Origin of the sequence: Nocardia sp. NPDC004068, assembly GCF_042874315.1 — a bacterium.
Lineage (GTDB): Bacteria > Actinomycetota > Actinomycetes > Mycobacteriales > Mycobacteriaceae > Nocardia.
Genome location: NZ_JBIAMW010000009.1, coordinates 308,923 through 333,506, shown reverse-complemented (window position 1 = coordinate 333,506; position 24,584 = coordinate 308,923). Strand labels below are relative to the sequence as shown.

Here is a 24,584-nt window from a genome sequence, read left to right as displayed (position 1 = left end):
CGCTGCGGCGGCGGAGCAGTCGTCCGAAGGGGCGGGTCTCCGGCACGCGGACCAGCGCCGCGGACAGGTAGTGGACGACCTGCTCGAGCGGCGCGCCGAGATGCGGTGACCCGAGGCAGACCACCTGGCGCACCCGGCCCACCCACGAACGCCCTTCCTGAGTGGCGGCGAAACACGCGCCACGAGCGATGAGTCCACCCATCGAGTGGCCGACCAGCGACAGCTGTTCGATCTCGACCGGCCAGTGCTCGACGAGGCGCTGGAGCAGATCGTTGAGTTGCCGGGCGTTCTCCGAGATGTGCAGGCCGCTGTTGTACCGCACCTGGACGCAGGTGTAGCCGAGGTCGGCCTCGAGTCGTTCGGCGTAGGTCGGTCTGCCGCCGAGCCGCCAGGCGTGTTCGGTTTCCACCAGGCCGTGCAGGAAGATCACGACCCGGCCGCTCGGTTCGGCGACGCGCTCGCCCAACTGTTCCGGCGCCACCGGTTCGCCGTCGACCCGAAATGCCATGGGCTCGGCCAGAATCGGCCGCTGCTGCGCGAGAGTGTCGCCGATCAGACCCTGCACGGCCGCGAGGAGCCCGGAGCCGTAGACCGTGCGCGACGGGGTGGGTATCCCGGTGCGCGGCGCGGCCTGTTCGGCCAGCATGCCCGCCGACGCCGCGGAATCGCTGACGATCCGATACACGGCGTCGGTGATGGCGTCGTGGACCGCCTGCACGGGCCGCGCGGCCGGGCCGATCCCTAGCCGCACGGCCGCGAAGACGTGATCGGAGAGCGCGCGATGCACCGCGGCGATCCCGTCGACGGCCCCGGCGAGTTCGTCGCCCGCCAACCGCGCGAGCGCCCTGATCTCCTCCTGTCGCCGATCGCTCATCAACTTAGTGTACGACTGTGCACTGAACGCCGCGACGCCGGAATTACACCCGAGGGATGACGCCGCCTCGAATCAGCCCGCGACGGAAGCGGATCGGGTCGCGGCGACGAATTCGCCGATCCAGGGCAGCACCGCGGCGCGCACCGGAACGGACCGGGGGATGAGGCCGTTGGCGGCGAGGAGGTCGGCGGCGTGCTGTTGCTCGTCGAGGAAGGCGTCGGAGACGGGGTGGACGCCGAAGGGGCGGTTGCGCAGCGCGGCCTCCCACGCGTCGAGGTCGGCGACGCCGCCTCGGGCGCGGACGTCGTCGACGAAGTATTGCGCTGCGGCGCGGGGGTTTTCGGTGATCCAGGCGTCGGATTCCTGCAGGGCGCGCAGGATCACCTCGAGGGCCTCGCGATTGTTCTCGGCGAAGTCGCGGCGGGTGAACCACAGCGACGGATGGCTGAACACCGATTCGGTCTCGACGAGGGTGCGCAGATCGGCGGCCGCCTCGATGGCGGCCAGACCCGGATAGGCGCCCACCCACGCGTCGAGCTCACCGGCGAGCAGGGCGGCGCCGCCGTTCACGTCGGTATCGACCGGCTCGATATCGGACCAGGTCAGTCCCGCCTTGTCGAGGGCGAACAGCAGCAGGGTGGTCTGCCAGGAGCCGTGCGCGATGCCGACCCGCTTGCCCGCGAGATCGGCGACGGACTCGATCCCGTTGTCCGCCTTGGTGATCAGGCGGCCGTTCTCGACCCGCGGGCCGGAGATGCCGAGATACACGATGTCGCGGCCGTTGGCCAGCGCGGTCACGGGCGGGGTGAAGCCGGTGCCGATGACGTCGTAGCCGCCCTCGGTGAACAGCCAATCCGAATGCTGGGACGGCAGCGCGGATTTCACGTCGACCGGCGCGGGCGCGGGCAGGGCGCGCAGGTCGACCCATTCCACGTCGGGCAGGGCGCGTTCGACGATGCCGCGGTGCCGCAGGACGAACAGCGAATTGTTGTGCGGGAAATAGCCGATACGAACAGGCATGGGGAAGTTCCTTCGACGGAGAGAGGTGGATCGGATCAGGACGCGGCCGACGCGGCGGCGACGGATGCGGATGTGGTGCGGCGGGAGCGGCCGAGCAGCGGCAGCACCTCCTCGCCGACGCGGTACGCCTCCTCCAGATGCGGATTGCCCGCCAGGATGAACGCGTCCACGCCGAGGTCGATGAGCTGGTCGAGCCGTTCGGCGACCTGTTCGTAGCTGCCGACCAGCCCGAAGGCCGGCCCGCCGCGGATGAGGCTGAACCCGCACCAGACATTGGGTTGCACCTCCAGGTCCCGGTACCCGGTGATGGTCGGCGGCACCCAGCCCTGGATGCGGGCGGCGCCGACCGAATCGCCCTGCGCGGCTCGGTTCGCGGCATCGCGGTCCACGAACGCCCAGCCCTTCTCGAGTTCGGCCCAGGCTGCCTCCTCGGTGTGCCGCGCGAGGATGTCGATGCGGACCGCGAATCTCGGTGTGCGGCCGATCTTCTCGGCGTGCGCGCGGACGCCGTCGAATTTGGCGCGCAGGTCGGCGAACGGCTCGAGCCAGGACAGGTAGTAGTCCGCGTGCCGCCCGGCGGCCTGAACCGCCGCACCCGAGGACCCGGAGAAGTAGACCTCCGGGAACGGCTGCCCGGCCAGCCCCGGCGCCAGCGCGGCGTCGCGCACCCGGTAGAACCGCCCGTCGTGGGTGAACGGCGTGCCGTCCCAGACGCCGCGCAGCACATCCAGGAACTCGCTGGTGCGCGCGTACCGATCGTCGTGGGAAACCTTGTCGCCCCACCACAATTGGGCCGGACCGCCGCCCCCGCTGATGATGTTGTAGACCAGCCGCCCGCCCGTGGCGCGTTGCAGGCTGGCCGACATGCGGGCCGCCTGCACCGGATGCAGGAAGCCGGGCTGGAAGGCGACCATGAACCGGTAGGTGGTGGTCTCCCGCGCCAGCGCGGCCGCCACCGCCCATGGATCCTCGGTCACCGGGAACGACGGCAGCAGCCCGCCCAGGAATCCGGCCGACTCCGAGGCGCGCGCGACCGCGGCGATGTGATCGATGTAGGCGTAGCCGTCGAGTTCCCCGCCGCGGATGGCGGGTGCGATATTGCCCGGCCCGTACCCTCCGGCGTGCCCGCGGTTGTATCGGCGCGGCGTGCGCAGCGAGGCGTGGTCGCCTTCCATGCCGATGCGCCAATAGATGTCGATGCTCATGCGTGGGCCTCCGTGAGAACGCGTCCGGCCGGGTCGGCGAGATGCAGCAGGTGCTCACCGGCGCGATGCACCTCTTCGATGTGCGGATGACCCGACAGCACGAAGGAGTCGACACCGGCCGCGGCGTACGCCCGCAGCCGCGCGGCGACCTGCTCGTAGCTGCCGACCAGTCCGATGGCCTGCGGGTAGCCGAGTTCGGCGAATCCGGCCCAGCGGCCGTCACCCGGGCCCAGCGTGGCCGCGTCCGGACCGTCGGGACGCAGTTCGCGCCACTGCCTTTCGACGCGCGCCCACGCCTCCTGCTCGGTCTCGCGGGCGATGACGGGAAGTTCCAGCCCGGCGCGCACCCGGCGACCGTGTTCCGCGGCGCGGCGGCGCAGGTCCGCCAGCGCCCCGGCGAATCCCTCGGGGGTGTCGGTGAACACGTGCAGATCCGCGTATCGCGCCGAAAGGTCCAGCGCCGCAGGCGAATTCCCGGTCAGCTGCACCTCCGGGAACGGCAGGCCGGACAGGATGCCCCGGAATCCGCCGTCGATCACCTCGTAGAACTCGCCCGCGTAGTCGAAGCCGGTGCCCCGGAAGCCCGCGGCCGCAACGGGTTCGGCGTTCCAGACGCCCCGGGCGACGTCGAGGAACTCCGCGGCGCGCGCGTACCGGTCGTCGGCGGTGTCGGCGTCCATGGCCAGTCGCCAGCCGAGCCGTCCCGCCGAAAGCCGTTGCAGGGTCGCCGAGATCTTGGCCGCGTACACGGGAGTGCCGAAGTCCGTGGGGAATTCGACGATCACCCGGGCGTGCCGGGTGGCGCGCAGCGCGCCGCCCGCGACGATCCAGGATTCCTCGCCCAGCGGATCGTAGGGTGCGAGAACGCCGTCCAGTCCGGCCAATTCGGCCGCGTCGACGATCTGGTGCAGGTCGTCGAACGGCCCGAACCGGCCGAGCCGCGGATCGGTGGCCGGGCTGGCCGGCGCGGGGCCGCCGAATCCGCCGCGATGGCGCCGCCGCGGATCCGCGCGGCGGCCGTCGCCGCGCGCGGGCAGCCGCCACAGATACTCGGTCATACCGTCACCGTCCCGGCGGCGACGAGGGCACGCGCCTGTTCCAGGGGCTCGGGCGCGACCCAGGAGTCGAGGTCGAAGTCGGCGGCGAGGAATCCGTGGGTGTAGAGGAACCGCTTCTGGACGTCGAGCAGTTCGAGGCGTTCCGCCGACAGCGTCGGATGCAGCCCGCGGTGGAAGTCCGCGCCGTAGGCGGCCACGACACCCGCGGGGCCGGAAAGGGTTTCGCGTTGCAGCACCGTGCGCACGCCGTCGAGGTCCCCGGCGGCCCAGTCCGCGGCGCGCAGGCTCTGCGCGAGGAAGCCGATCACCACGTCGGGATGGGTGTCCAGCAGTTCCTGATGCACGGTGATCGGCCGCGGCGTCCCGTTGTTCACCCGCAGCCGCTTGGTCTCGGTCGCGTCCAGGTCGACGGCGACCCGCAGCCCGTGCTCGGCCGCCACCTCCCGCGCTCGCGCGCCCTTGACGTAGATGGCGTCCACCGAACCGTCCAGCAGCTCGTCCACACCCCAGGTGACGTTGCGGCGCCGATCCTGAATCTCGGTGCGCACCTGCGGATCCCGCTCCACCCCCAGCTCGACGACCCGCACGTCCGCCAGCGTCAGCCCGCCGAGCCGCAGCGCGTCGGCGAACCCGTGCAGGGCCATGGCACGCGGGAAACTGCGCGCCCGATCCCGCGCCCACGCCGGGACGCCGATCCGCAACCCGGCCAGGTCGGCGGGCGCGGACACCTCCGAGCGCGGCCCCACGAGAATCGCCTGCGCCTCGTCGATCCAGGTCAGTCCGATCAGCCGGGTCGGGGAACCCTCGGCGCGGGCGGCCAGCGCGGGCACATTGCCGCCCTCGCGGATCAGCCCGGCCAGTTCGTGGGAGAAGTGGAAGCCCGCCAGTTCCGGCCCGGCGTCCTGCAACACCCCGAACCTCAGCCCGTGGCCCGCCGCCGCCTCGGCCAGCCAGCCCAGGCTGTGGGCGAGGCCGCTGGCGGTGGGCACCGGGCAGCGGGTGTACCAGAGGGTGTCGGTCATGAAGTGCTCCTGGGGTTCTCGGTGGCGCGGCCGACGCCCAGCTGGGCGAGGAAGGCCGCCTGATAGCGCAGTGCCGCGGGGTCGGTGCGGTCGCGCGGATGCGGCAGGTCGATGGCGGTGTCGACGGCGAACCGCCCGCGGTCCAGGACGAGGACGCGATCGGCCAGCCGCACCGCCTCGTCCACGTCGTGGGTGACCATGAGCACCGCGGGCCGGTGCCGCGCCACCAGCTCGCCGACCAGGTCCTGCATCCGCAGCCGGGTCAGCGCGTCGAGCGCGGCGAAGGGCTCGTCGAGCAGCAGCAGTTCGGGTTCGCGCACCAGCGCGCGGGCCAACGCGGCGCGCTGGGCCTCACCGCCGGACAGGGTGGCCGGCCACTGCCGGTCCTTGCCGTCCAGGTGCACCTCGGCCAGCGCGCGCAGTCCCGCCGCGCGGGTCGCGCGCGAACGGCGTTGCCCGACAATCACATTGGCCAGCACCCGCTTGGACGGGATCAGCCGGGGTTCCTGATAGACGGTGGTGCGGGCCGCGGGGACCAGCACCTGCCCGGCGTCGGGCCGTTCCAGACCGGTGAGCAGGCGCAGCAGGGTGGTCTTGCCGGTGCCGCTGGGCCCGAGCAGCACCACGAACTCGCCGCGCCGCACGGTGAGGTCCACGCCGTCCAGGATCACCTTGTCGCCGAACGTCTTTCGCAGTCCGGTGATCGAGACGGCGATCGGGCGCTCGGTGGTCATCGGATCGCCACCTGACGCCGCCACGGCATGGCGTAGCGTTCGGCGATCCGCACCAGCCCGTCGAAGATCAGGCCGAGCAGGGCGTACAGCACCACGCACAGCACCATGTAGTCGGTGCGGTTGTACTCCTGGGCGAGGGTCACCAGGTATCCGACGCCCTCGGTGGTCCCCACCTGCTCGGCGGCGATCAGGGCGGTGATGCTGATGGACAGGCACACCCGCAGGGCCATGAGCACGCCGGGCAGGGCGGCGGGCAGGATCACCTCGAGCACCAGCCGCGCGCCGGTCAGCCCGAAGCCGCGGGCCGCCTCCACCACCTTGCGGTCCACATTGCGGACGCCGAGATAGGTGTAGGCGTACATGGGCGCGACGGTGGCCACCGCGATGAGCAGCACCTTGTACAGTTCGTCGATGCCGAACCAGGCGATGAACAGCGGCACCAGCGCCAGGAACGGCACCGCGCGCACGATCTGCATGGTCGAATCCACCAATTCCTCACCGAGGCTGGACAATCCGGCCGCCAGACCGAGCAGCAGACCCAGCCCGACGCCCAGCGCCACGCCCAGTCCGGCGCGGGTGAAGGACGCCAGGGCGAAGTCGATCAGCTGCCCGGTGCCCAGCAGTTCGGTGAACGCGGTCCACACCTTCGGCGGCCCGGCCAGTACCTGCGGTGCCAGCGCCCCCGTCGCCGAGGCGATCCACCAAGCCGCGAAGATCAGGGCGGGCAGCAGGAACCGCAGCGGCACCGAAAGCCATGCGGGCCTGCGTTTCCGGAGCCGGGTGGGTGGCGGGGCGAGGTGACCGGCGGCCGGGGACGCGGCGACGAGGACGGCCATGTCAGCGCTCCTTCAGCGCGGTCAGCTGCTCGGGGGTCAGCTTGGACCTCAGGTCGTAGAAGATGTCCGCCGCGGTGATCCGCCGGGTGATGACGCCGTTGTCGGCGAACAGGTTCACGATCTCGGCGAGGTCGGCGGCGTCGGAGTCGCGGGGCAGGCGGGGATCGGTCGCCTCCGCGTCGATCCGCAGCGCGTCGGCCAGCCGCGGACCGGTGAGGGCGCGCGGACCGGTCTGCTCGAAGACGTTCTCGGATCCGGCCGGATTCGCGCGTTGCCGCGCGGTCAGATCCCGCAGCACCTCCAGATACTTCGCCGCGATATCCGGTCGGCGGTCGAGGATCTCGGTGCGGAACACCACGACCGAGTTGTCCTTGGAGCCGATGCTCGCCTCGGTGGCGAGCTCGATGCCCCCGTTGGCCTTGGCCTCCTGGTACGGCACCAGGAACGAGGCCCAGGCGTCGACCTTGCCGGTGGCGAAGGCGGACGCGGCCTCCTTCTGCTGCAACGGAACCCGGGTCACCTTGTCCGCCGGTATCCCCGCCTGCGCGAGCGCCGCGAGCAGGATGTATTCCCCCTTGCCCGCCGGATTGACCGCCACGCGCCGGCCGACCAGATCGGCGACCGAGCGGATCCCGGAGCCCGGGTGCGCGATGATGCCGCTCTGGTCCTTGCCCGCCGGATCCTGCACGGCCACGATGCGCACCGGCACGTCCTTGGACAGCGCGCCCACCACGGGGCTGAACGCCGCGCCGGAGACGTCGAGTTGGCCGGTGTTGAACAGTTTCAGCATGGAGCTGAAACCCGGTGTGGTGGTGACCCATTCGATGCGCGCGCCCAGCGGGGCGAGCGCCCTGTCGAAGTCGCCGTCGCGCTTGCCGACCGCGATCGGCCCGGAGTTGCCCGGATCGACCACCTTCAGCACCACTTCCGAATGCGGCGCGCCGGTGCCGGACCCGGGACCGCACGCGGCGACGAGAGCGATGATCGGGGCCAACGCGAGGGCGAGACGCCACCGGTGTGGTCGGCGCGTGCGGAACATCGTGGGGCACCTCTTCCGGGTCGAGAACCGATCGCGATGCCGATCGGTGCTCTGGGACAGTAGGCATCCGGGGACGTGGCGGCGAGATAATCCTTTCCGAGGATTGGAAGGCTTGACAAAAGTCGGTGAGAACCGATATGCCGCTCGTATTCCGGTTCTGCCTGCCGAAAGAGCCGGTGGTAGACAGGGTTTCGCGCAGGGTGAGGCGAATTGCCTTGTCCGACAGTTTCCGAATATCGGAATGAGGCCCGGTTCGCCGGGCCGCGGCTGTGTTACCGTCGCAGCGTGGAAGCCTCCGGTGTGCAGACCGTCGCCCGTGCCCTGTCGGTGCTCGAATGCTTCCGCGGCGGCGAGGAGCGCGGGGTCTCGGAGATCGCCCGGCAACAGGGCCTGGCCGTCAGCACCACCCACCGGCTGCTCACCGCACTGGTATCCGCCGGATTCCTGGAGAAGAACGAGGAGTCCAGCCGCTACCGGATGGGCGGAGCCCTGGCCGAATACGGGCAGATCGCCTATCGGCAGCACCGCATCTATCTCGCCGAACCGTGTCTGGAACAGCTGGCCAACACCACCGGCGCCAGCGCCTCGGTCGCCATCCGGCACAGCATCCACGCCGTCCTGCTCGGCACCAGCCGCTGGCGCGAGACCGACGGCCATCGCCTCCAGGGGGTGCGACTTCCCTTGCACGCCAGCGCACTCGGCAAGGCGCTGCTGGCGTGGTCCGACGTCACCGACACCGAACTGCGGGCGCTGCCCTACGACGAGGGCACCGCGCGGTCGGTGTCCGGCCCGGACGAACTGCGCCGGGAACTCACCGTCACCCGCGAGCGCGGCTACGCCTACAACGACGAGGAACTCGACCCCGGCTTCCGCACCATCGGCGTCCCCGTCCTCGACCCGGCCGGCCGCTGCCGCTTCGCCCTCGGCCTGCGCGGCCCCACCACCCTGATGATCCCCGAACGCGTCCCGTTCCTGGTCGAACTCGCCAAGGTCACCGCCGCCGACATCGCCGCGCGCTTCGCCGCGGCCGCGGACCACTGACGCGGTCCGCACCCGTGAGACGTCCGTGAGACGTCGGTGAAACTCTCCGCCCCAACACTTCTTCTCAGTCACCGAACACGCTGAGGAGGAGCCGTGGGCCAGGCCATCGATACCGTCCTGCTGCGTCTGGCGACCGCGTCCGGGATTCGCGACCTCGTGTTCCCGGACTCGGACACCGGCCGCACGCGGATGCGGACCCTGCTCGCGGCCGTGTACGAGCTGCCCGACGCGGTGCTGCACGACGTGACGGGCGTCGAGGTGCTCGCCACCGAATGCGCGCGGCCGGTGTATCCGGTGATCCGGCGCACCGGCAACTGGACCCGAACCATGCCGGGGCACATCCGCACCGATGTCGATCTCGCCGGCAGCGACGGCGCCGATCCGGCGTGGATCGATGTCGTGGCCGACCTCGCGGCGACCGTGGTGCTCGAGGTCGACCCGGGCGAACTCGAGTCGCTGCGCCTCGGCCCGATCGGGGACTTCGCCACGCTCGACGAATTCCGGGCGAAGTTCCGCTACCTCGACCTCGACGCGTACATGCGGGAGAACGGGCTCACCACCGTGGAGGATCTGCGGCGGGCGTTCCGTCACCTGCTCGCCGAGGTGAAGGTCAAACCCGCCCCGGCCTTCGATCCGGCCGACCCGGCGGCCAGCCGCAGGCTCACCCTGCGGACCGGAATCCTCATCCGGGAGTCCCTCGACCTCACCGCCGCGCTGCGCGACGTGCGACACCTGCTCGCCGCGCAGCCCGCCGTCGTGGACGAGCACCACGACGGCGACTTCGCCGAAACCGTCTCGGGCACAGCGTTTCTCGTGGTCTTCCCGGCGTCCGCGGTGGCGGGCAGCGGATTCACCCAGGACCAGATCATCGCGTTCTTCGCCGCCGAGCGGATTCTCGCCGTCTTCGTCTGATCAGCGCACGACACCTCTCCGAAGGAGCAGCACATGCCGAAAACCCCGCAGGCGGCACCGGATCCCGACCGCGAACCGCCCCCGCAGCCGACGCCCCCACCCGAATCGGGAAATGCCCTGTCGGACATCGAAATCGAGGCGTACCGCGCGAAGCTGCGGGCCCGCTACCACGAGCCGTGACGGCTCCGCCGCCCGCCGTCCCCTTCCCTCCCAGCTAGGAGAACACCCTCATGACACTCCGCTATGTGCGTGTCTTTCCCTCGTTCGACTACGTCGCGCCCTCGGTCCGCCCGACCGGCAACATGGTCGTCATCGGCGCCGCCACGGCCGCCGATGTAAACGTTCCCCACCAGGTCAGCACGCCCGCCGAGGCGCTCGCGACCTTCACCCCGAAGGATTCCCCGACGGCCTCGCCGCTGTCGGCGTCGCTGGCCACGGCGATGCGCCAGACACCGAGCGCGACCCAGTTCTGGGGCATCCGGCAAGACACCGACATCACCAAGGCGCTCGCGGCCGCCGAGGCGCTCGACGTGCAGTTCGTCGTCCTCGCCGCGACCCCGCTGACCGCCGAGTCGGCCGGGGCCGGCGGCGCGGTCGCGGCCTTGCGCGACCACGTCGTCACCGTGTCCGAGGCGGTGGACGGCAAGGAGCGCATGGGCGTGGCCATGCTGGCCAAGGGCGTCGACGATCCCGCCCTCGTCGCGGGCACCCTCGCCGTCGACCGCATGGTCTACGTCGCCCATCAGAGCGACGAGGACGCGGCCGCCGCGGTCGCGGGCACCATCGCGGGCTATCCGCCCTACACCTCGATGGTGCTCAAACAGGTCGCGATCTCCAGCGCGCCGTTCACCGCCGCCCAGATCGACAAGCTCAACGGCGGTGAGGACGAGAAGAATCCGATCCCGCCGGGCATCGCGGGTCGCGGCGTGGTCTGGCTGACCAAGCCCGCCCTCATCCCCGGCGGCGGGGTCTATCTCGGCGAGGGCTACACCGGGAAGGTCGACGGCCTGAAGTTCATCGACGTGCAGCGCACGATCGACGATGTCAGCTTCCGGCTGAAGGCCCGGCTGATCGGGTCGATCGGCAATCTGCGGATCAGCCGATCGGGCTTGCGCGCCTTGATCGTTCAGATGGAGGCGGTGCTCGAGCCGCTCGTCGCCGGGGGCGTCCTCGAGGGGTACGAGGTCACCATCCCGGTGCTGAACCTGCTCGACGCCGACCCCGCGACGCTGTCGCAGACGCAGCTGCGGGCGGTGCAGGACGCGCACTCCAGTCGCATCGCGCAGGTCCTGGTCAGCGTCGAGTACGCGGGCGCCATGCACCGCATCAACATCAACCTGAAATTCAACTGACCACCGCCCCACGACATTAGGACACGACCATGCCCAACTGGAACACCCGGCTCGAGGTTCGGCTCGGCAGCACGGTGGTCAGCCCGATCTCGCAGTTCACGCCCACCTTCAACGTGCCGCACACAGTGGTGCACAGCGTCGAGGACGACAACCTCGGCTACGTCCGCCAGCCGCAGACCTTCACCTTCACCATGACCGTGCAGGCGTTCGCCTCGGTCGTCGCCGATCTCACCCAACTCGCCGTGCAGGGCAAGGAGTTCGAGATCGCCGTCGCCGAGAAGACCGGCACCGACTGGTCTTTCAAGGCGCTGAAGTTCAGCCGCTGCATCGTCACCTCCGCCAATCCCAGCAATGTCGTCATCGACGGCGTCCCCCAGGCCACCTTCACCTGCATGTGCCTGCAACCGGGAGTGGAGTAGCCATGCCCGACGAATCCCGCTGGGACACCGGCACTTCCGCCCCCGACGCCGCCCACCACTTCCCGGTCGAGGTGGAGGTCGTCGGCGAACTGGGCGAGGACCAGCTCCGCCAGGTCGCGAAGTACGTCTTCGAGCAACTGCACACCACGCTGCGCGGCCGCGGCTGAACCCCTTCCGACACCGAGAGGAGGACGACCATGCCCCCGGAGACCAAGGGCCGCACCGTGATTCCCGTCAAGGTGCGCATCACCGGTACACCGACCGCCGCGCACCTCGCCACACTCGAGGCCACGGTGTCCCGGGCGGTCACCACGCGTCTCCGCACCGCCGCGGCGCGGGAGGCCACGCGCCGAGCCGATACCGAACAGGACCTCCGCCGCCGCCTCGCGGAGGTCGACGACGCCCTCTCGACGGGAATCGGGGTGCGCGCCCCGGCCGTCCTCGCCGACCTCGAGGCCGAGCGCGGCCGGGTGCTCGACGCGCTCACGACCGTCCTCACGGACCGGTTGAAAGACGTTCGGGCGCAACAGCAAACCGGTATCGGGGTGCGTTCGGAGCGGGTGTGGGCGGAGCTGGCCGCCGCCGAACGCCGGATCTCCGGCGAACTGGCCGCGGCGCAGCTGCTGGCCGAGCAGGCGGCGGGCCTGCGGCCGACCCCGGAACTGCCGATCAACTGGTTCGCGGGCAGCACCGAACGCGGGCTGAGCGGCGAGCGCCTGGTCCACGGCCGGTACTACCCGGAGGCCACCGCCCTGCCGCGGAACTACAAGGGCATCGATCTCGTCGAGGGCGGCACGCGGACACCGCTGACCGGTGCGACGCGGTTCCGGGGCTCGTCGTGGCCGATGACCGCGGACAGCTTCCGGGTCGAGGGCGGCACGGTCGTCCAGATCAAGACCCTGGAGAACAGCACCGCGGGCTATCAGGCTCCCGGCAGCATCACGCGCACCCTCGGCAAGGCCGTCGAGGACATCGTCAACTTCGACCGGGCGACGTCGTTGAACGAGGCGCGCGGCGAGTCGGTCTATCACGTCGAGCACAGCGGTGCCGTCGACCGCCGGATCCTGCACGTCGAACTCGACAGCGTGCCCTCGCCCGCGCAGGCGGCCGAGCTGGAGTCCGTGCGAGAGACGTGCGCGCTCAATGGAATCGAGTTCACCTACCACGCGGCCGAGCCGCCGTCGCCGGCGGTGCCGGGCGTCGCCGGGCTCGCGCTCGGCGTGGCGGGCGCGATCGGGCGGGAGTCGCGGCGCGAGCGCCAACGCGAAACACAGGGGTACGCACCGGTCGGCTCGGCCGCCTTCGCGGATTCTCCCTGGTACGAACGGCTCGGCGGCTTCTTCCGCGGTGACTGGTTCGAATCGAGTGTGCGCTCACCCGATTCCGTCGACCTCCCGGTTTGGCGGGAGCACGTCCGGCGGCAGGCGGCCGCCAAGAAGATCGGCGAGACGCTGTCCTTCACCTGGCAGACCCGCGACCGGTCCCGGCCCGACGACCACACCATCGATGTCCTCGTGCGATACCGCAAGAGCCCGGACGCCCGGTGGGTCGTCGAATCCGTCGATGACGCGCCCGAGGGCTTCACCGCGCCCGATCTCGATCGAATCCTCGATCCCGCCGTCAGCGATCTCGACATCTCGATCATGCTGAAGATCGGCGGGGCGTGATGGCGTCGATCTCGCTCACGATCTCCGGCGCCGCGACGCTCGGGAACCAGCGCGCGGTGGAAACCGCGCTGCGTCAGTCGATTCAGCGGGCGGAGGTGGTGTCCTCCCAGGACGAGGGGATGTCGCGCGTGCGCCCGCCCGCGACCCTGGCGGAACTCGCGGCCGAGAGCCCGCTGCCGCGCGAGCGCGAGATGTCGGTGCTGGGCGGCGACATCCTGCGGATCGGACCGGTCGCCGAGAGCCCGGTGCTGAGTCTCGGGCGCGACATTCCGCGGTGGGTGAGGGCGGGCGGCCATCTCGAGGTCGAGACGAGCGATCCCGTGCGGGCCGCGCGGTGGGGGGAGCTGCTGTTCGGCGAGCGCGGGTACGCAGTGCTGACCTCCGCGGATCGACCCGGGCGACTGTCGGTGCGAGCGCTCACGACGTCCCTGCGCGCCAAGGATTTCGGGGGATTCGTCCCCGCGGTGAGCCACGAACACGGTCGCGAGGGGGCCGCGGACAGCACACCGGCCAGCGGTGCGACGCTCCTCACCGACCCGAGTCTGCAACCGCTGCTCGTCGCGACCGCCGACCGGATTCGGCTGTACCGGCACGCGTCCGCGCAGTCCCCGGAGGATTGGTCCGGGGAGAACATCGAACGGGGCCTGACCCGGCCGGGACATCGGGGTGCGCTGGATCCCGCGGACGTGCGGACCCTGCTGGAAGCGGTCACCGCCGAGTTCGCCGACGACGCGAGTATCGCGCAGGTGCTTGTGGCGCTGGATCATTCGCTGTTCGCGACGATGGCGCTCGCCGATCGCAGGCGCTATCTACTCGCGCTGGTGCGAATGGCGGAGCGGTTGGCGGGCGGGATCGACGGCGAACAGCTCGCGACGGCCATGGTCGAGCTGATCGCCTCGTGCCGGTCGGTGTCGGAGCTGCGGGCGTTGCTGGAACCGCTGGCCGCGGACGGCTCGCTGGCGAAGGTGTTCACCCAGTTCGACAAGCCCACCTTCCGCCTGCTGCTCGCGATCGGTCAGCACCTCGAGCCGGCGCCGGTGGACGCCTCGGAGCTGATGGACATGCTCGTGTACCAGCTGCGACATCCGATGTCGCTGATGGATGTCATCGAGTTCGCGGGCACCGCGTACGACTGGCTGCGCGGGTCGGTGAGCGCGCTCGCCGACCTGCCGCTGCTGCCGGTGGAACTCGGCGGCAGCCTGCCCAAACTCTATGAACTCTACAAATTGGTCTGCCGCGCAACGGGAGTCGTGCCGATCGTGGTTCCCGGTGTCGTCGTGGTCTCCGGAGCGGCCGATCCCGAGGCCATGGCCGAACTGCGCGCGCTGCTGGCGAGCGCGGGCACGACCGGGCGCACGGCGCTGGCCGGGCTGAAATTCCTCGAGGCCCTGGCGGGTGAGGCGGGGGCGATCGGCAGCGCGCTGGCCCGCCGCTGCGCACGCGTGGTGCTGCTCGAGGTCCTGGCAGCGTTCGTAACCGGCGCGCCCGCGACGAAGGCGGCCGAGATCGCCGAAGGCGTTGCGGCACAGGCCCGTTTGTTCGAGGCGCTGGCGGCGTCGATGAAAATGCAGGAGGCGGGCGAGGTCGGCAGGCTGATGCTGCTGCTGCCCGAGTCCGCGGCCGACGACGTGCTGCGGCTGCTCGCGAAGGCCCCCAAGCGCGCCCGGACCCTGGCGGGGTACCTGGGCGTCAGCGCCGACGCCGAACAGTCGGGTGAGCGACTGGTCACCGCGCTGCGGCTGGCCCGCACCCTCGAGGAAACCCTCGGTCCGGCAACCCGATTCACCAAGGACCTGCTGGAGGGGGCGCACCGAATCGTCGAAACCATGGCGTCCGCGCCCCGCTGGGCGGGCGAGGCCGAGGCCGTGCTCCGGCATGTCCCCGCCACCGAACTGCCGGATCTGCTGCGCGTCGCGCGACGGCTCACCGTCGAGCAGTGCGCCGCCTTCGCGCCCGCCGACTTCGCGCGGGTGGTCCGAGCGCGCGGCGCGCTGGAGTTCCTGGTCGAGGCGGGTCCGGACGCGCTCGCTTCGACCGCCCGGGAGTTCGGCACCAATCAGAGCCGCTACGAGCACTTCCTGGCCCGCGTGCGCGCGGCGCGTCGACGCATGGGCGCGCAGGAATTCCACGAACTGGCCGAACGGCTGGCGGCGGGCCGGTTCGAGGGGTTCGACGATTCCGACTGGCTGTCGGAGATCACCGGGTCGATCGAGAGAGGGCTGAGTTCGACCGCGCGGCCGACGATTCCGGCATCGGCGCTGGGCGAGATCGGCACGATCTCGAGCAAGGAGGGCTTCCGTCGTGCGTGGGTGCGGATCCTGCGCGACGACCCGAGCCACCCCCTGCGATTCCTGTTGAACGAGCACGGTTCCCCGTACCCGGCGACGGGCGGTTTCCGGCATTGGCTGGAGAACCCGCTCATCACCGAGGCCGGGCATCTGACCAGTGCGAAAGCGCTGGGCGGCGCGGGCGGCGATCAGTTGGTGGTGATGTCGACCTATCGAAACCGGCTCGCCAGCAGCATCATCGAACATCCGTCCCGGGGCGGATTCATGAGCATCGAGACGGCATTGGAATTCCGCGGCATCCCCGTCGATCCCGAGACCGCCGTCGACTGGGTGTCGATGGGAAAGCTCGACCCCCTGGAGTTCGACCGCGCCCGCCGGGTGCGCTACCGGCCGGTCTCCGAGGAGCCGGTGGCCGCCTCGGTCGCCGAGACGACCGAGGCGCCGCGAGTCCGCGTCGCCACCGACGAGCCCGCGACCCGATTCCGCATCGAAACCGGCGAGCCCGCAACACGATTCCGTGTCGACACCGAGACGACACCCCCGCCCTCGGTCGAGGGGCCGATCGAGGAGCCCCACGCCCCGCTTCGCCTGCGGAAGGAGCCGGACAAGTGACGGCGCAACCAGTACTGATCGGTCCCGTTCCGCTGCTGTACGTGCAGAGCATCGGGATGACCGAGGGTTATCAGATCCAGCGCATCGCCGACAGCAAGTTCTCCCAGGCGATCGCGCCGACCCGCAAGGCGATCGCGATCGAGGCGATGCTGCTGGGGCCGGAGCGGCTCGTGCTGAAGAAGGCGCTCGAGGTGCTGGCGCTGAGCTCGCGGCTGCTGGTCGCGGCGAGCGGCCCGGCCGCGACCGGCATTCCGGTGGTGTGCGGGCTGACCATCAGCCTCGATATGCAGATCACCGATCTGCGATTCACCCAGAGCGTGCAGAAGCGCGACGCGATCGATGTGTCGGTCAGCCTCGAGCACGTCCCGCGCGGAACCGTGAGTGCCGGGGTGGGCGAGATCGCCGATCTGGCGCTCGCCGCGGGCACCGCCGTCTTCGCCGGTGCCGCCACGCCGTCCGCCGTGCCCGTCGTCCCGTCGAACCCGTTGTGAGGCAGGCGTCATGACCACGACCTATCCCTATCTGCGCATCCCGATCGACGCCGATCGCGGCTTCCCGCAGGCCCTGCGGCTGTCGCTGGGACAGCGCGTCTACGTGCTCTCGGCCCGGGTGAACGTGACCGACGAGACCCTGCTGTCGGCGACGGCGCCGCTGCCGCTGCCGCGGCCGGGCGCGTTCCTGGCGGTGGAGATCTCGGCCGAGGAGACCGACGGAGCCCGGATCCTGTTCCGCCGCAAGGTCGTTCCCGACCTGGAATACGCGGCGGGGGAGCTGGCCCTGCTGTTCACCGAGGTGTCGGTGCATCCGCGCAATGTCAACGGCTCGGGCGCGTACGGCTCGTCCGTGGTGGGAGGGGTGGCGCTGCGATGGGCATCATGATCCGGTACCAGCTGCGGTTCCGCACCGCACCCGGCGCGCCGCCGTTCCTGCGGGCGTCCAACGACGTGCTCGACGGCGGCGCGCTGATCGACGCCGCGGTCGACACGACGGCGACCCTCGGCCCGCATCCGGGTCGCTTCGACATCACCCTGTGGGATCTGCCGCTGGACGCCGCCGAGGATCTCGCCGAACGCACCCGCACCCGATCCGGTTCGGACACACCGGTTCTGGTGGAGATCGAGCTCGGCTACTTCGATCGGCTCCCGACGCGGAGCGCGACGGTGATGCTCGGCGCGGTCACCGAGACCCGCAACGAGGTGGCCGCCGACGGCAGCCTGCTCACCCGGATCACGGGCCTCGAACGCGCGGGCTATCTCCTGCGCCGCCGCGACTACCGGTACCACAAGCCCGGGGAGTCGACCTTCGAGGAGATCCTCGCCGACCTGGAGCGCGCGAGCGGTGTCGCGATCGACCGCCGGGGTGTGACCGGATCCGCGCGCGACCTCACCATCGCCGCGGGCACCGCGCTCGGCGCGCTGGGCGAACTGGCCGCGCGGGCGCGGGTGCCGCTGGCGGTCCGCGCGGGGACCGCGCGACTGGGCACACTGGCGAATCAGCCACCGGGCGCGCGCTTCACCGCCGCGGACAATATCGTCACCCGACGCCGCTGGGACAGCGGTTCGCCGGATCTCCAAGCCGCACCGGGCACCACGACCCGCCACGAGGTGACGGTCCTGGGCGACCCCGCCCTCCAGCTCGGCGCGCGAGTCCTGTTGGAGCACTACGAATCCCACGATCTGTGCGTCGAGTCGGTGGCGCACCGGTTCAGCCTGCGCGGCGGATACACCAGCGAGATAACCCTGCTCGACGTCGACCGGGCGAACCGGCCCGACGCGGTCGACGGCGCGCACGCGGTCGCCGACGACCTCCGCTTCCTGACCCGCTCCCTGCTCACCGATCACCCGGCCGTGGACGTCGGCGACGTGAGCGCCTACACCAAGGCGGGCGCGGGCGACAACGGCGGCCACCGGACCACGCTGAACTACGGTCGGACGCACCCGGATTCGACCGTCGACGATCCCGTGGACGACCGGCTCGTGCTGCACGACAAGCCGATCGCCTCCGTCTTCGCCTGGGACCGAACGGGTTTGGTGGTCCCGGTGTATCCGGGCATGCGGGCCACGGTGCTGCACAACGGCGGCGCGGTCGACGACGCCGTCGCCAGCGGTTTCCTGTGGTCGCGCCCCGCCGGGCACCGCCCGCCCGCCAACGAGCCCGGCGACTACTGGCTGTGCCTGCCCACCGGCGTCGCCGACGGACGGCCCACCGGGAAGGGCGTCAACGATCTGACCGACGCCTCCGGCCACCGGGTGATCCAGGCGATGGGCCTCGACATCGAGGTCGGCGCCGCGACCTTGCCCGAGGTCGGCGCGCGCCCGCGGCCTCCGGCAACGGAGACGCTGACCATCCGGCACGCCCGGGGCACCACGGTGACCATCGCCGAGGACGGCTCGGTCGATGTGCGCACCGACGGCAAGGAGGTGACCCTCGGCAACGGCCGATCCTCGATCACGCTGAGCGGGGGCACCATCACCCTGACCGCCGACACGGTGAAACTCGCCGCCTCCGCCGTGGAGGTGGGCTGATGGCGCCGGTTCTCGTCGTGGGCGCGGTGCTGAGCTGCGGCCACGGTCCCATCACGGTGAAATCGAACGCGATCCTGACGGTCGCGGGCCAACCGGTGTTGCTCGCGGACGACGCCAGGAGTCAGGCGGCCTTCAAATGCTCGCTGTCCACCCCGTGCACCGCCTTCGGGCCCTTCGAGGGTCTGTCGACCGTGCTGACCGTCCGCGGGCAGCGCGTACTGCTGACCACCACCACCGCCAAGACCCTGCCCAACGGCTCCCTGATCATCACCGCCCCGGGCCAAACCGTCCTCGTCGCGAAGTAGGCACCCCATGACCACACCGAACAACACCGGAATCCGTTTGGACGAGGGCGATCTCGTCCTCGAGAACCGCGGCCTCGCCACCCTCACCGGACTGCCGAACCTGGCCCAGGATCTGCGGCTGCGGCTGCTGACCCCGCTCGGCGACGACCGCTACGACACCCGGTACGGACTGGATTACGCGGCGGTGTTCACCACCCCGGCGAACGCGCACGAGATGCGAGACCTGTTGCGCCTCAATATCGTCCGCACCCTCGGCGGCGACTCCCGGGTCCAGGAGATCCGCGACATCCAGGTCACCGACGCGCACACCGACCCGCATCACCGCGTCTGGCAGGTCCTGGTGTCGATCATCACCAGCGGCGGCGTCCCGGCCGTGCTGACCACCACCGTAGGAGCACCGGCATGACCCGATACGGCGTGACCGAGGACGGCTTCGTCCCCAAGGGCTTCACCGAGATACTCGACGCCGCACGCCGGCGCGCCCTCGACGCGTTCGGCCCCGACATCGATCTGTCCACCCCCAGCGTGCTGGCCAAACTCTTGCAGGCGACGTGCGACGAGGACGCCATGCTGTGGCAGCGGCTCGAGGACGTCTACTACAGCCAGTTCGCCTCCACCGCCTCCGGCGTCGACCTGAACCTGCTCGGCCAGGACATCGGCCTCGAGCGGAACTACCTGTTCGCCACGGGCGCGGCGGAACTGACCCTCAGTGGCGGCGAAGCGGGCCGCACCTACACCCTGCCCGCGGGCACGGTGGTGCTCGACCGGTCGGACCCCGTGAACGCCTACTACACCACCGCGCCGATCGATTTGACCGCGCAGGCGCCCAAGGCCACCGTCCTCGTGCGCGCCTTCGAGCCGGGCTGGCAGGCCGACATCCCGGCGCACACGCTGGCGCAGGTCGATCCGGATCACCTTCGGGCGCAACTGAATTTCCCCGACACCGTGACGGTCGCCGCGGACAACCCGGCCGCCTTCACCGGCGGCGAGGACCAGGAGGACGACACCTCCTACCGAGCCCGCCAGCTCGGCTTCCCCCGCGACATGTGGACCCCGCAGAGCGTGCGCTCGGCCGCGCTCGGGGTGCGGGGCGTGCTCGATGTGCTGCTGTCGGATTCGCTCGGCGGGGTCGATGTCACGCAGAGCTTCTTCGACCAGTTCGTCTTCGGCGATCGCGCCTTCAGCGCGGAGCGCGCCTTCGGGGAGCCGTACTTCTTCGATGTGGTCGTCGCCCATGAATTCGTGCGTCCGTGGCGCACAACGGGTTCGGTGACCGGCATCTACGAACAGGTGAGCGCCGAGGTGGACCGGGTGCGCCCGGTGGGCATCCACCCCAACATCATCGAGGCCGACCACATCGAGATCGGGCTGCGCGCCACGGTCGTCCTCGAGCGCGGACAGGATCCCGCCTCCCTGCGCGCCGCCCTGCTCGATCGCCTCTCGCGCAGCCTCGGCGTGCTGCGGCTCGGCGCGGACGTGCTGTATTCGCAGGTGATGTGCGTACTCGCCGAGCAGCCGGGCGTGGTGGACGTGAACGACCTACGGCTGCGGCGGTTCCCGCCCGCGCTGGGGCGGATCACCTTCGGCGGTGAGCTGTTCGCCGCCGACCCGATCGAGGCCGGCGTGGGGGAGAACCTCGCGCTCGCGCCCACCGAGATCGCGCTGTTCCGCCAGGACAGCGGGCTCATCGACATGCAGGTGGTGGGACGATGACCGCCGCGGAGTTGTATCCGGCCGCCGTCGATCGGATGGCGGGCACCCTCACCACGCCGTTCGCGGCGGGCGCCGACTGCCTGCCGTTGCGCTACCGCGGCGGCGAGGCCACGACCAGTGCGACCTTCGCCCCGTACGATTTCGCCGAACATCGCGCGCGCTTCGGGACCGAACCGCGCGTCCGCTATCTCGTGCGGATCATCGGACCGGTCGCCGACGACCTGTCGCTGCGGATCACCTACACCACGGGCGGCACCGCGAACAGCGTTGTCACACTGGACATTCCAACCGATACCGCGATCGGCGCGTCGCTGCTGGTCCCATTGGGAGCCGACGCCGCGACGGCGGTGCTGCGATCCGCGGCCGTCACCGGTCCGTCGGCGGAGACGACGCCCACGGTGAAGGGGACCTTCGAGTTCACCGCCCTGCTCGGCGATCTCGCCGCCCTGCTGTGGGTGCTCGGCGGCGCGCGCGACGAACTCGCCGCGGAGCTGCGCCGGGTCCGCCAGCAGCGCACCGTCGCCGCGGCGACCGGGCTGTCGCTGGACCTGATCGGCTCCGACCTGAGCATTCCGCGGTTCCCGCCGCTGCCGTACGGCGTCACCGAGGACACGATCGCGCTCTATCACCTCGACGACAGCGGTGCGCCCACGGTGGTGGCGGACGCGACCGCGCTCTACACAGACGCCACGCACCCCGGTCAGCGCGCGCCATCGGTGGTCACCGGCGTGGACGGCCGGTTCGGATCCGGTATGCGCTTCGACGGCTCGGGCGATATCCGCGTCGACGACCACACCGATTTCGCGCTGCCCGACACGGCGAGCCTCACCGCCGAATGTTTCGTGCGGCCGGTGGCGGGCGCGCCCACCGGGTCCGTGCTGTCCAAACACGGCGACCTCGATCCCGCCGCGCCCGGCTGGAGCCTGCACGTCGGCGCGTTCCGGGGCATCGAACGCAATGTGCTGCTGACCCTTTCGGACGGCACGAGCGCGGGAACGCTGTCGCTGTACGCCGATGTCTCCCTCGACACCGACCGGTTCCATCACCTGGCCGCGGTCCTCGATCGCGAGCGCGCGGAGGCGCGGCTGTACGTGGACGGCGTGCGGCGGGCGTCGGCGGCCGCGAAACTCGGTGCGCTGACCAATGTCTCGCCGCTGCGGATCGGTTACGCGGGCGGCGCGGCGGTGAGCGGGCCGTTCTCCGGCACGATCGACGAGGTCCGGATCTCGCGGGCGGCGCTCGCCGCCTTCGCGCCGGTCCTCGGCGAGGACGACGAGAGCTACCGGCGGCGGCTGGCGGTGTTCCAGCGCTGGAATCTGCCGACCCCGGCGCAGATCACCGCCCGGGTGAACGAGGTGGTCGGCGAGATCGAGGGGTATCCGGACCCGATCACGGTGTCGGACAGCTTCGATCGCGTTGCGACGGGTCTGCACTCGGTCACGATCCGGCCGGTGTCCCTGCCGCCCGGGGCGACCGTCGATGCCCGCGGCCGCGCCACCACCACCGAGGCCCAGGTGTGCGGCACCGTCGCCGACGACCGCTTCGACCCGCGATGGCTGGTCCCGTATCGGCCCTCGGTGACGATCACCATCGACGGGGACGGGCGTGTGCGCGAATCGCTGCGCGGCCCCCTCGACGCGTTGATCCAGCTGCTGCTCGACGACGGCGGCGTGGCGTTCGCGGATGTGCACCTCGCCGCGTTCGATCCGAGCGCCGACACCCTGCGCGCGGTCGGGCGAGCGGTGATCTTCCGGTGCCCGCCCGGATATCGGAACCGGTTGGGCGCCTTGGCCCATCGCTCCGGATTCTCCTGGGTGTGGCATCGCGCCGACACCGGCGAGATCTACGCGTCGGTGGCGGATCGGTCGGCGGTGCGGATCCTCGGGCCCGCCGGAGCCTGGTACGGCAAGGACACCGCGGCGGGCCGGAGCTACCCGCTGTCGCTGGCGCCCGCACCGCCCAAGGAGAGCGAGGTCCGCTGGTCGGTCCTCCAGGCGGGACCCGGCCGCGCCTGGCTCGACATCGACCCGGCCGCGGACACCGTCGAGCTCACCACGCTCGCTCCCGGTGAGATCACCGTGAAAGCCGAAGTCCGCCTGGGCGGTTCGGTCTACAGCGCGACCCGGCGGATCACCGTCGGCACCGACACGGTCGGGGAGGGGGTGTCGATCGGCTCCGACGGAACCTACGGTGTCCCCGAATCCGTCGCGGGCAGCCCCGACGACAGCGCCTATTCGCCGGAACACCTTGTCGCCGTGTCGGATCCGGCGCTCACCGTCGCCGTGCCGGGCAGCAACCGGTTCCAGGGGTCGGTCGCGGTGCGCCTGGGGCGGCTGCTGACCGTCATTCGCCGGATGAGCCGGGTCACGCCGAATGTGCTCGACCCGATCCGCCTGGTCTCCGGGTGGAGCGCGGGCGGCGCCGGGCTCGACGGTGTGGGACGGGCATTCACCCTCGACGGCGGCGACCGGGGGCTGAGCCCGGTCAGTCTGGCGGCGATCGCTCAGGGGGTGGGCTTCGACTACGTCCGCAACACCGGCACGGCCGTGCGCATCGCCCACCGCGGCGGGCGGCACCTCGCTGTGAGCGGTCCGAGCGAGGTCGAGGTGGGCACGACCGCGTCCCTCGGCGTGCTGCGCCACGACAATCCGGTCGGCGCGGTGCTCGCCGGGAGCACGGTGTGCGTGGTGAACCAGGGCAATGCCGCTGTGGCGCTGCTGGATTCGACGACCGGCACGCTGGTGGGCGACCATATCGCGGTCGACCCGCTGCCGGTCGGGATCGCGGCGAGCCCGGACGGCCGCACCGTCTACACCGCCAGCGCGGGCAACCTGTCCCTCACCGCCATTTCCGTGCCCGATCGCGCGGTGCGCGCCACCACGCCGCGCACCTTCCTCCCGTCGGCGCCCGTGGCGATCGTGGGGCATCCGACCCGGCCGTTGCTGGTGGTGCTGGCGTCGAGCTGGGTGGTGACCGTCGACGCCGACAGCCTCGCCCTCGTCGGGCAGTGGCCGATACCCGGATCGGTGCAGGGCCGGGCCCTGGCGCTCGATCCGGTGGGCGGCACGGCCTGGATCGTCTGCGACGACAAGACGCTGCGCGGCGTCGACATCGCCTCGGGCACATGGCGATCCCCGGTGACACTGCCCGGCGTTCCGCTGGCCGTCACGGCGAGCGGTACGGCCGTGTACGTGACCGGGACCGGGACGGTGTGGGCCTTCGACGCGAAGACGGGGGCGCCGATCGCGACCTACTCCGTGCCCGACGCCTTCCCGTCGCGGGCGTGGGCCGACGACCGCGCGGGCTGTGTGTATGTCGGCGGCTGGGAGACCGATCGCGTCTTCCGTCTGAAACCGTTGGGCGGCGGCAGTTTCGAACTCGCCACCTGCACGACGCCGGGCACGCCCGTGGCGCTGCTGCCGTTCGGCGGGCCGATCCTCGCGGTCGTGAGCGGTGATCTGGGGAACGAGCGCGGCGATGCCGTCGTCACCGTGGCCGGACCCGGCCCCACCCTGCCGGTGACCGCGCAGTGGCCGCTCGCCGCCGCGGGCGGCGTCCGCCTGGTGTGGTCGCTGGTCACCGCCGACGAGGCCGCCGCCGCACTGGACGGATCGACCGGGGAACTGACGCGGCTCACCGCGTCCAGCGCGGGCGCGGCGCAGGTGCGGGTCCGCGAACCGGAGACGGGCAACGCGTCCTACGTGGGGCGGGTGGATCTGATCCAGCCGCTGCTCGACCTCGAGGCGGCGGGGACGACGATCCGGATCCGGCGCGGCCAGTACGAGCGACTCATGAACGTGCTCAACGAATTACATCCGATCGGAGTGGAGTTCCGGACCGACCGGATCCGCGCGCGCGTCCCCGAACTGCGGTCCGGCGATCTCACGGCCTTCCCCGCCTACACCTATCCCACCTACCGATTGCGCGGGCAGCGGCTCGCGCGTCCCCTCCGAAAGGACTGA

General features: G+C 71.1%; 22 protein-coding genes and 1 pseudogene. 15 read left to right on the top strand and 8 right to left on the bottom strand.

From position 1 onward, the window contains the following. Positions 1-103: 103 nt before the first annotated feature. The 8 genes and pseudogenes from ACFYTQ_RS24330 to ACFYTQ_RS24295 form a co-directional block, all read right to left on the bottom strand. Positions 104-508, bottom strand: a pseudogene (locus tag ACFYTQ_RS24330) (esterase/lipase family protein); the annotation flags it as partial. 438 nt (positions 509-946) lie between these two features. Next, a complete protein-coding gene (locus ACFYTQ_RS24325) occupies positions 947-1,894 on the bottom strand; it encodes an ABC transporter substrate-binding protein (RefSeq protein ID WP_387365171.1) in 948 nt (315 codons plus the stop codon). A 35-nt stretch (positions 1,895-1,929) separates the two neighbouring features. After that, complete coding sequence (locus ACFYTQ_RS24320) at positions 1,930-3,099, bottom strand: LLM class flavin-dependent oxidoreductase (RefSeq protein WP_387365168.1); 1,170 nt, start codon at positions 3,097-3,099, stop codon at positions 1,930-1,932. Then, complete coding sequence (locus tag ACFYTQ_RS24315; protein ID WP_387365165.1) at positions 3,096-4,157, bottom strand: LLM class flavin-dependent oxidoreductase; 1,062 nt, start codon at positions 4,155-4,157, stop codon at positions 3,096-3,098. The genes ACFYTQ_RS24320 and ACFYTQ_RS24315 overlap by 4 nt, the downstream gene beginning before the upstream one ends. Beyond that, positions 4,154-5,179, bottom strand: coding sequence for an ABC transporter substrate-binding protein (locus ACFYTQ_RS24310; protein WP_387365162.1), 1,026 nt, complete (start codon positions 5,177-5,179; stop codon positions 4,154-4,156). The genes ACFYTQ_RS24315 and ACFYTQ_RS24310 overlap by 4 nt, the downstream gene beginning before the upstream one ends. Continuing rightward, positions 5,176-5,913 (bottom strand): ABC transporter ATP-binding protein, encoded by a 738-nt coding sequence (locus ACFYTQ_RS24305; RefSeq protein ID WP_387365159.1) that lies wholly within the window; start codon positions 5,911-5,913, stop codon positions 5,176-5,178. The genes ACFYTQ_RS24310 and ACFYTQ_RS24305 overlap by 4 nt, the downstream gene beginning before the upstream one ends. After that, positions 5,910-6,749: an ABC transporter permease gene (locus ACFYTQ_RS24300; RefSeq protein WP_387365156.1), complete on the bottom strand. Its 840-nt coding sequence runs from the start codon at positions 6,747-6,749 to the stop codon at positions 5,910-5,912. Before ACFYTQ_RS24300 ends, ACFYTQ_RS24305 begins: the two co-directional genes overlap by 4 nt. 1 nt (position 6,750) lies before the next feature. Beyond that, the gene (locus ACFYTQ_RS24295; RefSeq protein WP_387365153.1) at positions 6,751-7,788 is read right to left on the bottom strand and encodes an NrtA/SsuA/CpmA family ABC transporter substrate-binding protein; all 1,038 of its coding nucleotides are present in this window, start codon (positions 7,786-7,788) and stop codon (positions 6,751-6,753) included. A 285-nt stretch (positions 7,789-8,073) separates the two neighbouring features. Here ACFYTQ_RS24295 and ACFYTQ_RS24290 point away from each other — a divergent pair, with 285 nt between their 5' ends. From ACFYTQ_RS24290 to ACFYTQ_RS24220, 15 genes are all read left to right on the top strand, one after another. Further along, the gene (locus ACFYTQ_RS24290; protein WP_387365151.1) at positions 8,074-8,829 is read left to right on the top strand and encodes an IclR family transcriptional regulator; all 756 of its coding nucleotides are present in this window, start codon (positions 8,074-8,076) and stop codon (positions 8,827-8,829) included. A 93-nt stretch (positions 8,830-8,922) separates the two neighbouring features. After that, the gene (locus ACFYTQ_RS24285) at positions 8,923-9,741 is read left to right on the top strand and encodes a hypothetical protein (protein ID WP_387365148.1); all 819 of its coding nucleotides are present in this window, start codon (positions 8,923-8,925) and stop codon (positions 9,739-9,741) included. Between the two features lie 33 nt (positions 9,742-9,774). Further along, a complete protein-coding gene (locus ACFYTQ_RS24280) occupies positions 9,775-9,921 on the top strand; it encodes a hypothetical protein (protein ID WP_387365145.1) in 147 nt (48 codons plus the stop codon). A 65-nt stretch (positions 9,922-9,986) separates the two neighbouring features. Further along, entirely contained in the window at positions 9,987-11,093 is a 1,107-nt protein-coding gene (locus ACFYTQ_RS24275; RefSeq protein WP_387365143.1) for a hypothetical protein, read from the top strand. Positions 11,094-11,122: 29 nt separating this feature from the next. After that, positions 11,123-11,512 (top strand): hypothetical protein, encoded by a 390-nt coding sequence (locus ACFYTQ_RS24270; protein ID WP_387365140.1) that lies wholly within the window; start codon positions 11,123-11,125, stop codon positions 11,510-11,512. Between the two features lie 2 nt (positions 11,513-11,514). Beyond that, positions 11,515-11,679 carry a hypothetical protein gene (locus ACFYTQ_RS24265; RefSeq protein ID WP_387365137.1) on the top strand — a complete coding sequence of 55 codons (165 nt, stop codon included), beginning with the start codon at positions 11,515-11,517 and terminating at the stop codon, positions 11,677-11,679. A 30-nt stretch (positions 11,680-11,709) separates the two neighbouring features. Next, on the top strand, positions 11,710-13,179 hold the full coding sequence (locus ACFYTQ_RS24260) for a hypothetical protein (protein ID WP_387365134.1): 1,470 nt from the start codon (positions 11,710-11,712) through the stop codon (positions 13,177-13,179). Beyond that, a complete protein-coding gene (locus ACFYTQ_RS24255) occupies positions 13,179-16,079 on the top strand; it encodes a hypothetical protein (protein WP_387365131.1) in 2,901 nt (966 codons plus the stop codon). The genes ACFYTQ_RS24260 and ACFYTQ_RS24255 overlap by 1 nt, the downstream gene beginning before the upstream one ends. Then, complete coding sequence (locus tag ACFYTQ_RS24250) at positions 16,076-16,570, top strand: hypothetical protein (RefSeq protein ID WP_387365129.1); 495 nt, start codon at positions 16,076-16,078, stop codon at positions 16,568-16,570. Before ACFYTQ_RS24255 ends, ACFYTQ_RS24250 begins: the two co-directional genes overlap by 4 nt. A gap of 10 nt (positions 16,571-16,580) precedes the next feature. After that, complete coding sequence (locus tag ACFYTQ_RS24245; RefSeq protein WP_387365126.1) at positions 16,581-16,958, top strand: hypothetical protein; 378 nt, start codon at positions 16,581-16,583, stop codon at positions 16,956-16,958. After that, positions 16,946-18,604 carry a hypothetical protein gene (locus ACFYTQ_RS24240; protein WP_387365123.1) on the top strand — a complete coding sequence of 553 codons (1,659 nt, stop codon included), beginning with the start codon at positions 16,946-16,948 and terminating at the stop codon, positions 18,602-18,604. The genes ACFYTQ_RS24245 and ACFYTQ_RS24240 overlap by 13 nt, the downstream gene beginning before the upstream one ends. After that, positions 18,604-18,909, top strand: a complete 306-nt coding sequence (locus ACFYTQ_RS24235) for a hypothetical protein (RefSeq protein ID WP_387365120.1) — start codon at positions 18,604-18,606, stop codon at positions 18,907-18,909. The genes ACFYTQ_RS24240 and ACFYTQ_RS24235 overlap by 1 nt, the downstream gene beginning before the upstream one ends. 7 nt (positions 18,910-18,916) lie before the next feature. Next, positions 18,917-19,315, top strand: a complete 399-nt coding sequence (locus tag ACFYTQ_RS24230) for a hypothetical protein (RefSeq protein WP_387365117.1) — start codon at positions 18,917-18,919, stop codon at positions 19,313-19,315. Further along, positions 19,312-20,622, top strand: a complete 1,311-nt coding sequence (locus tag ACFYTQ_RS24225) for a baseplate J/gp47 family protein (protein WP_387365114.1) — start codon at positions 19,312-19,314, stop codon at positions 20,620-20,622. The genes ACFYTQ_RS24230 and ACFYTQ_RS24225 overlap by 4 nt, the downstream gene beginning before the upstream one ends. Next, positions 20,619-24,584 (top strand): LamG-like jellyroll fold domain-containing protein, encoded by a 3,966-nt coding sequence (locus ACFYTQ_RS24220; RefSeq protein ID WP_387365111.1) that lies wholly within the window; start codon positions 20,619-20,621, stop codon positions 24,582-24,584. The genes ACFYTQ_RS24225 and ACFYTQ_RS24220 overlap by 4 nt, the downstream gene beginning before the upstream one ends.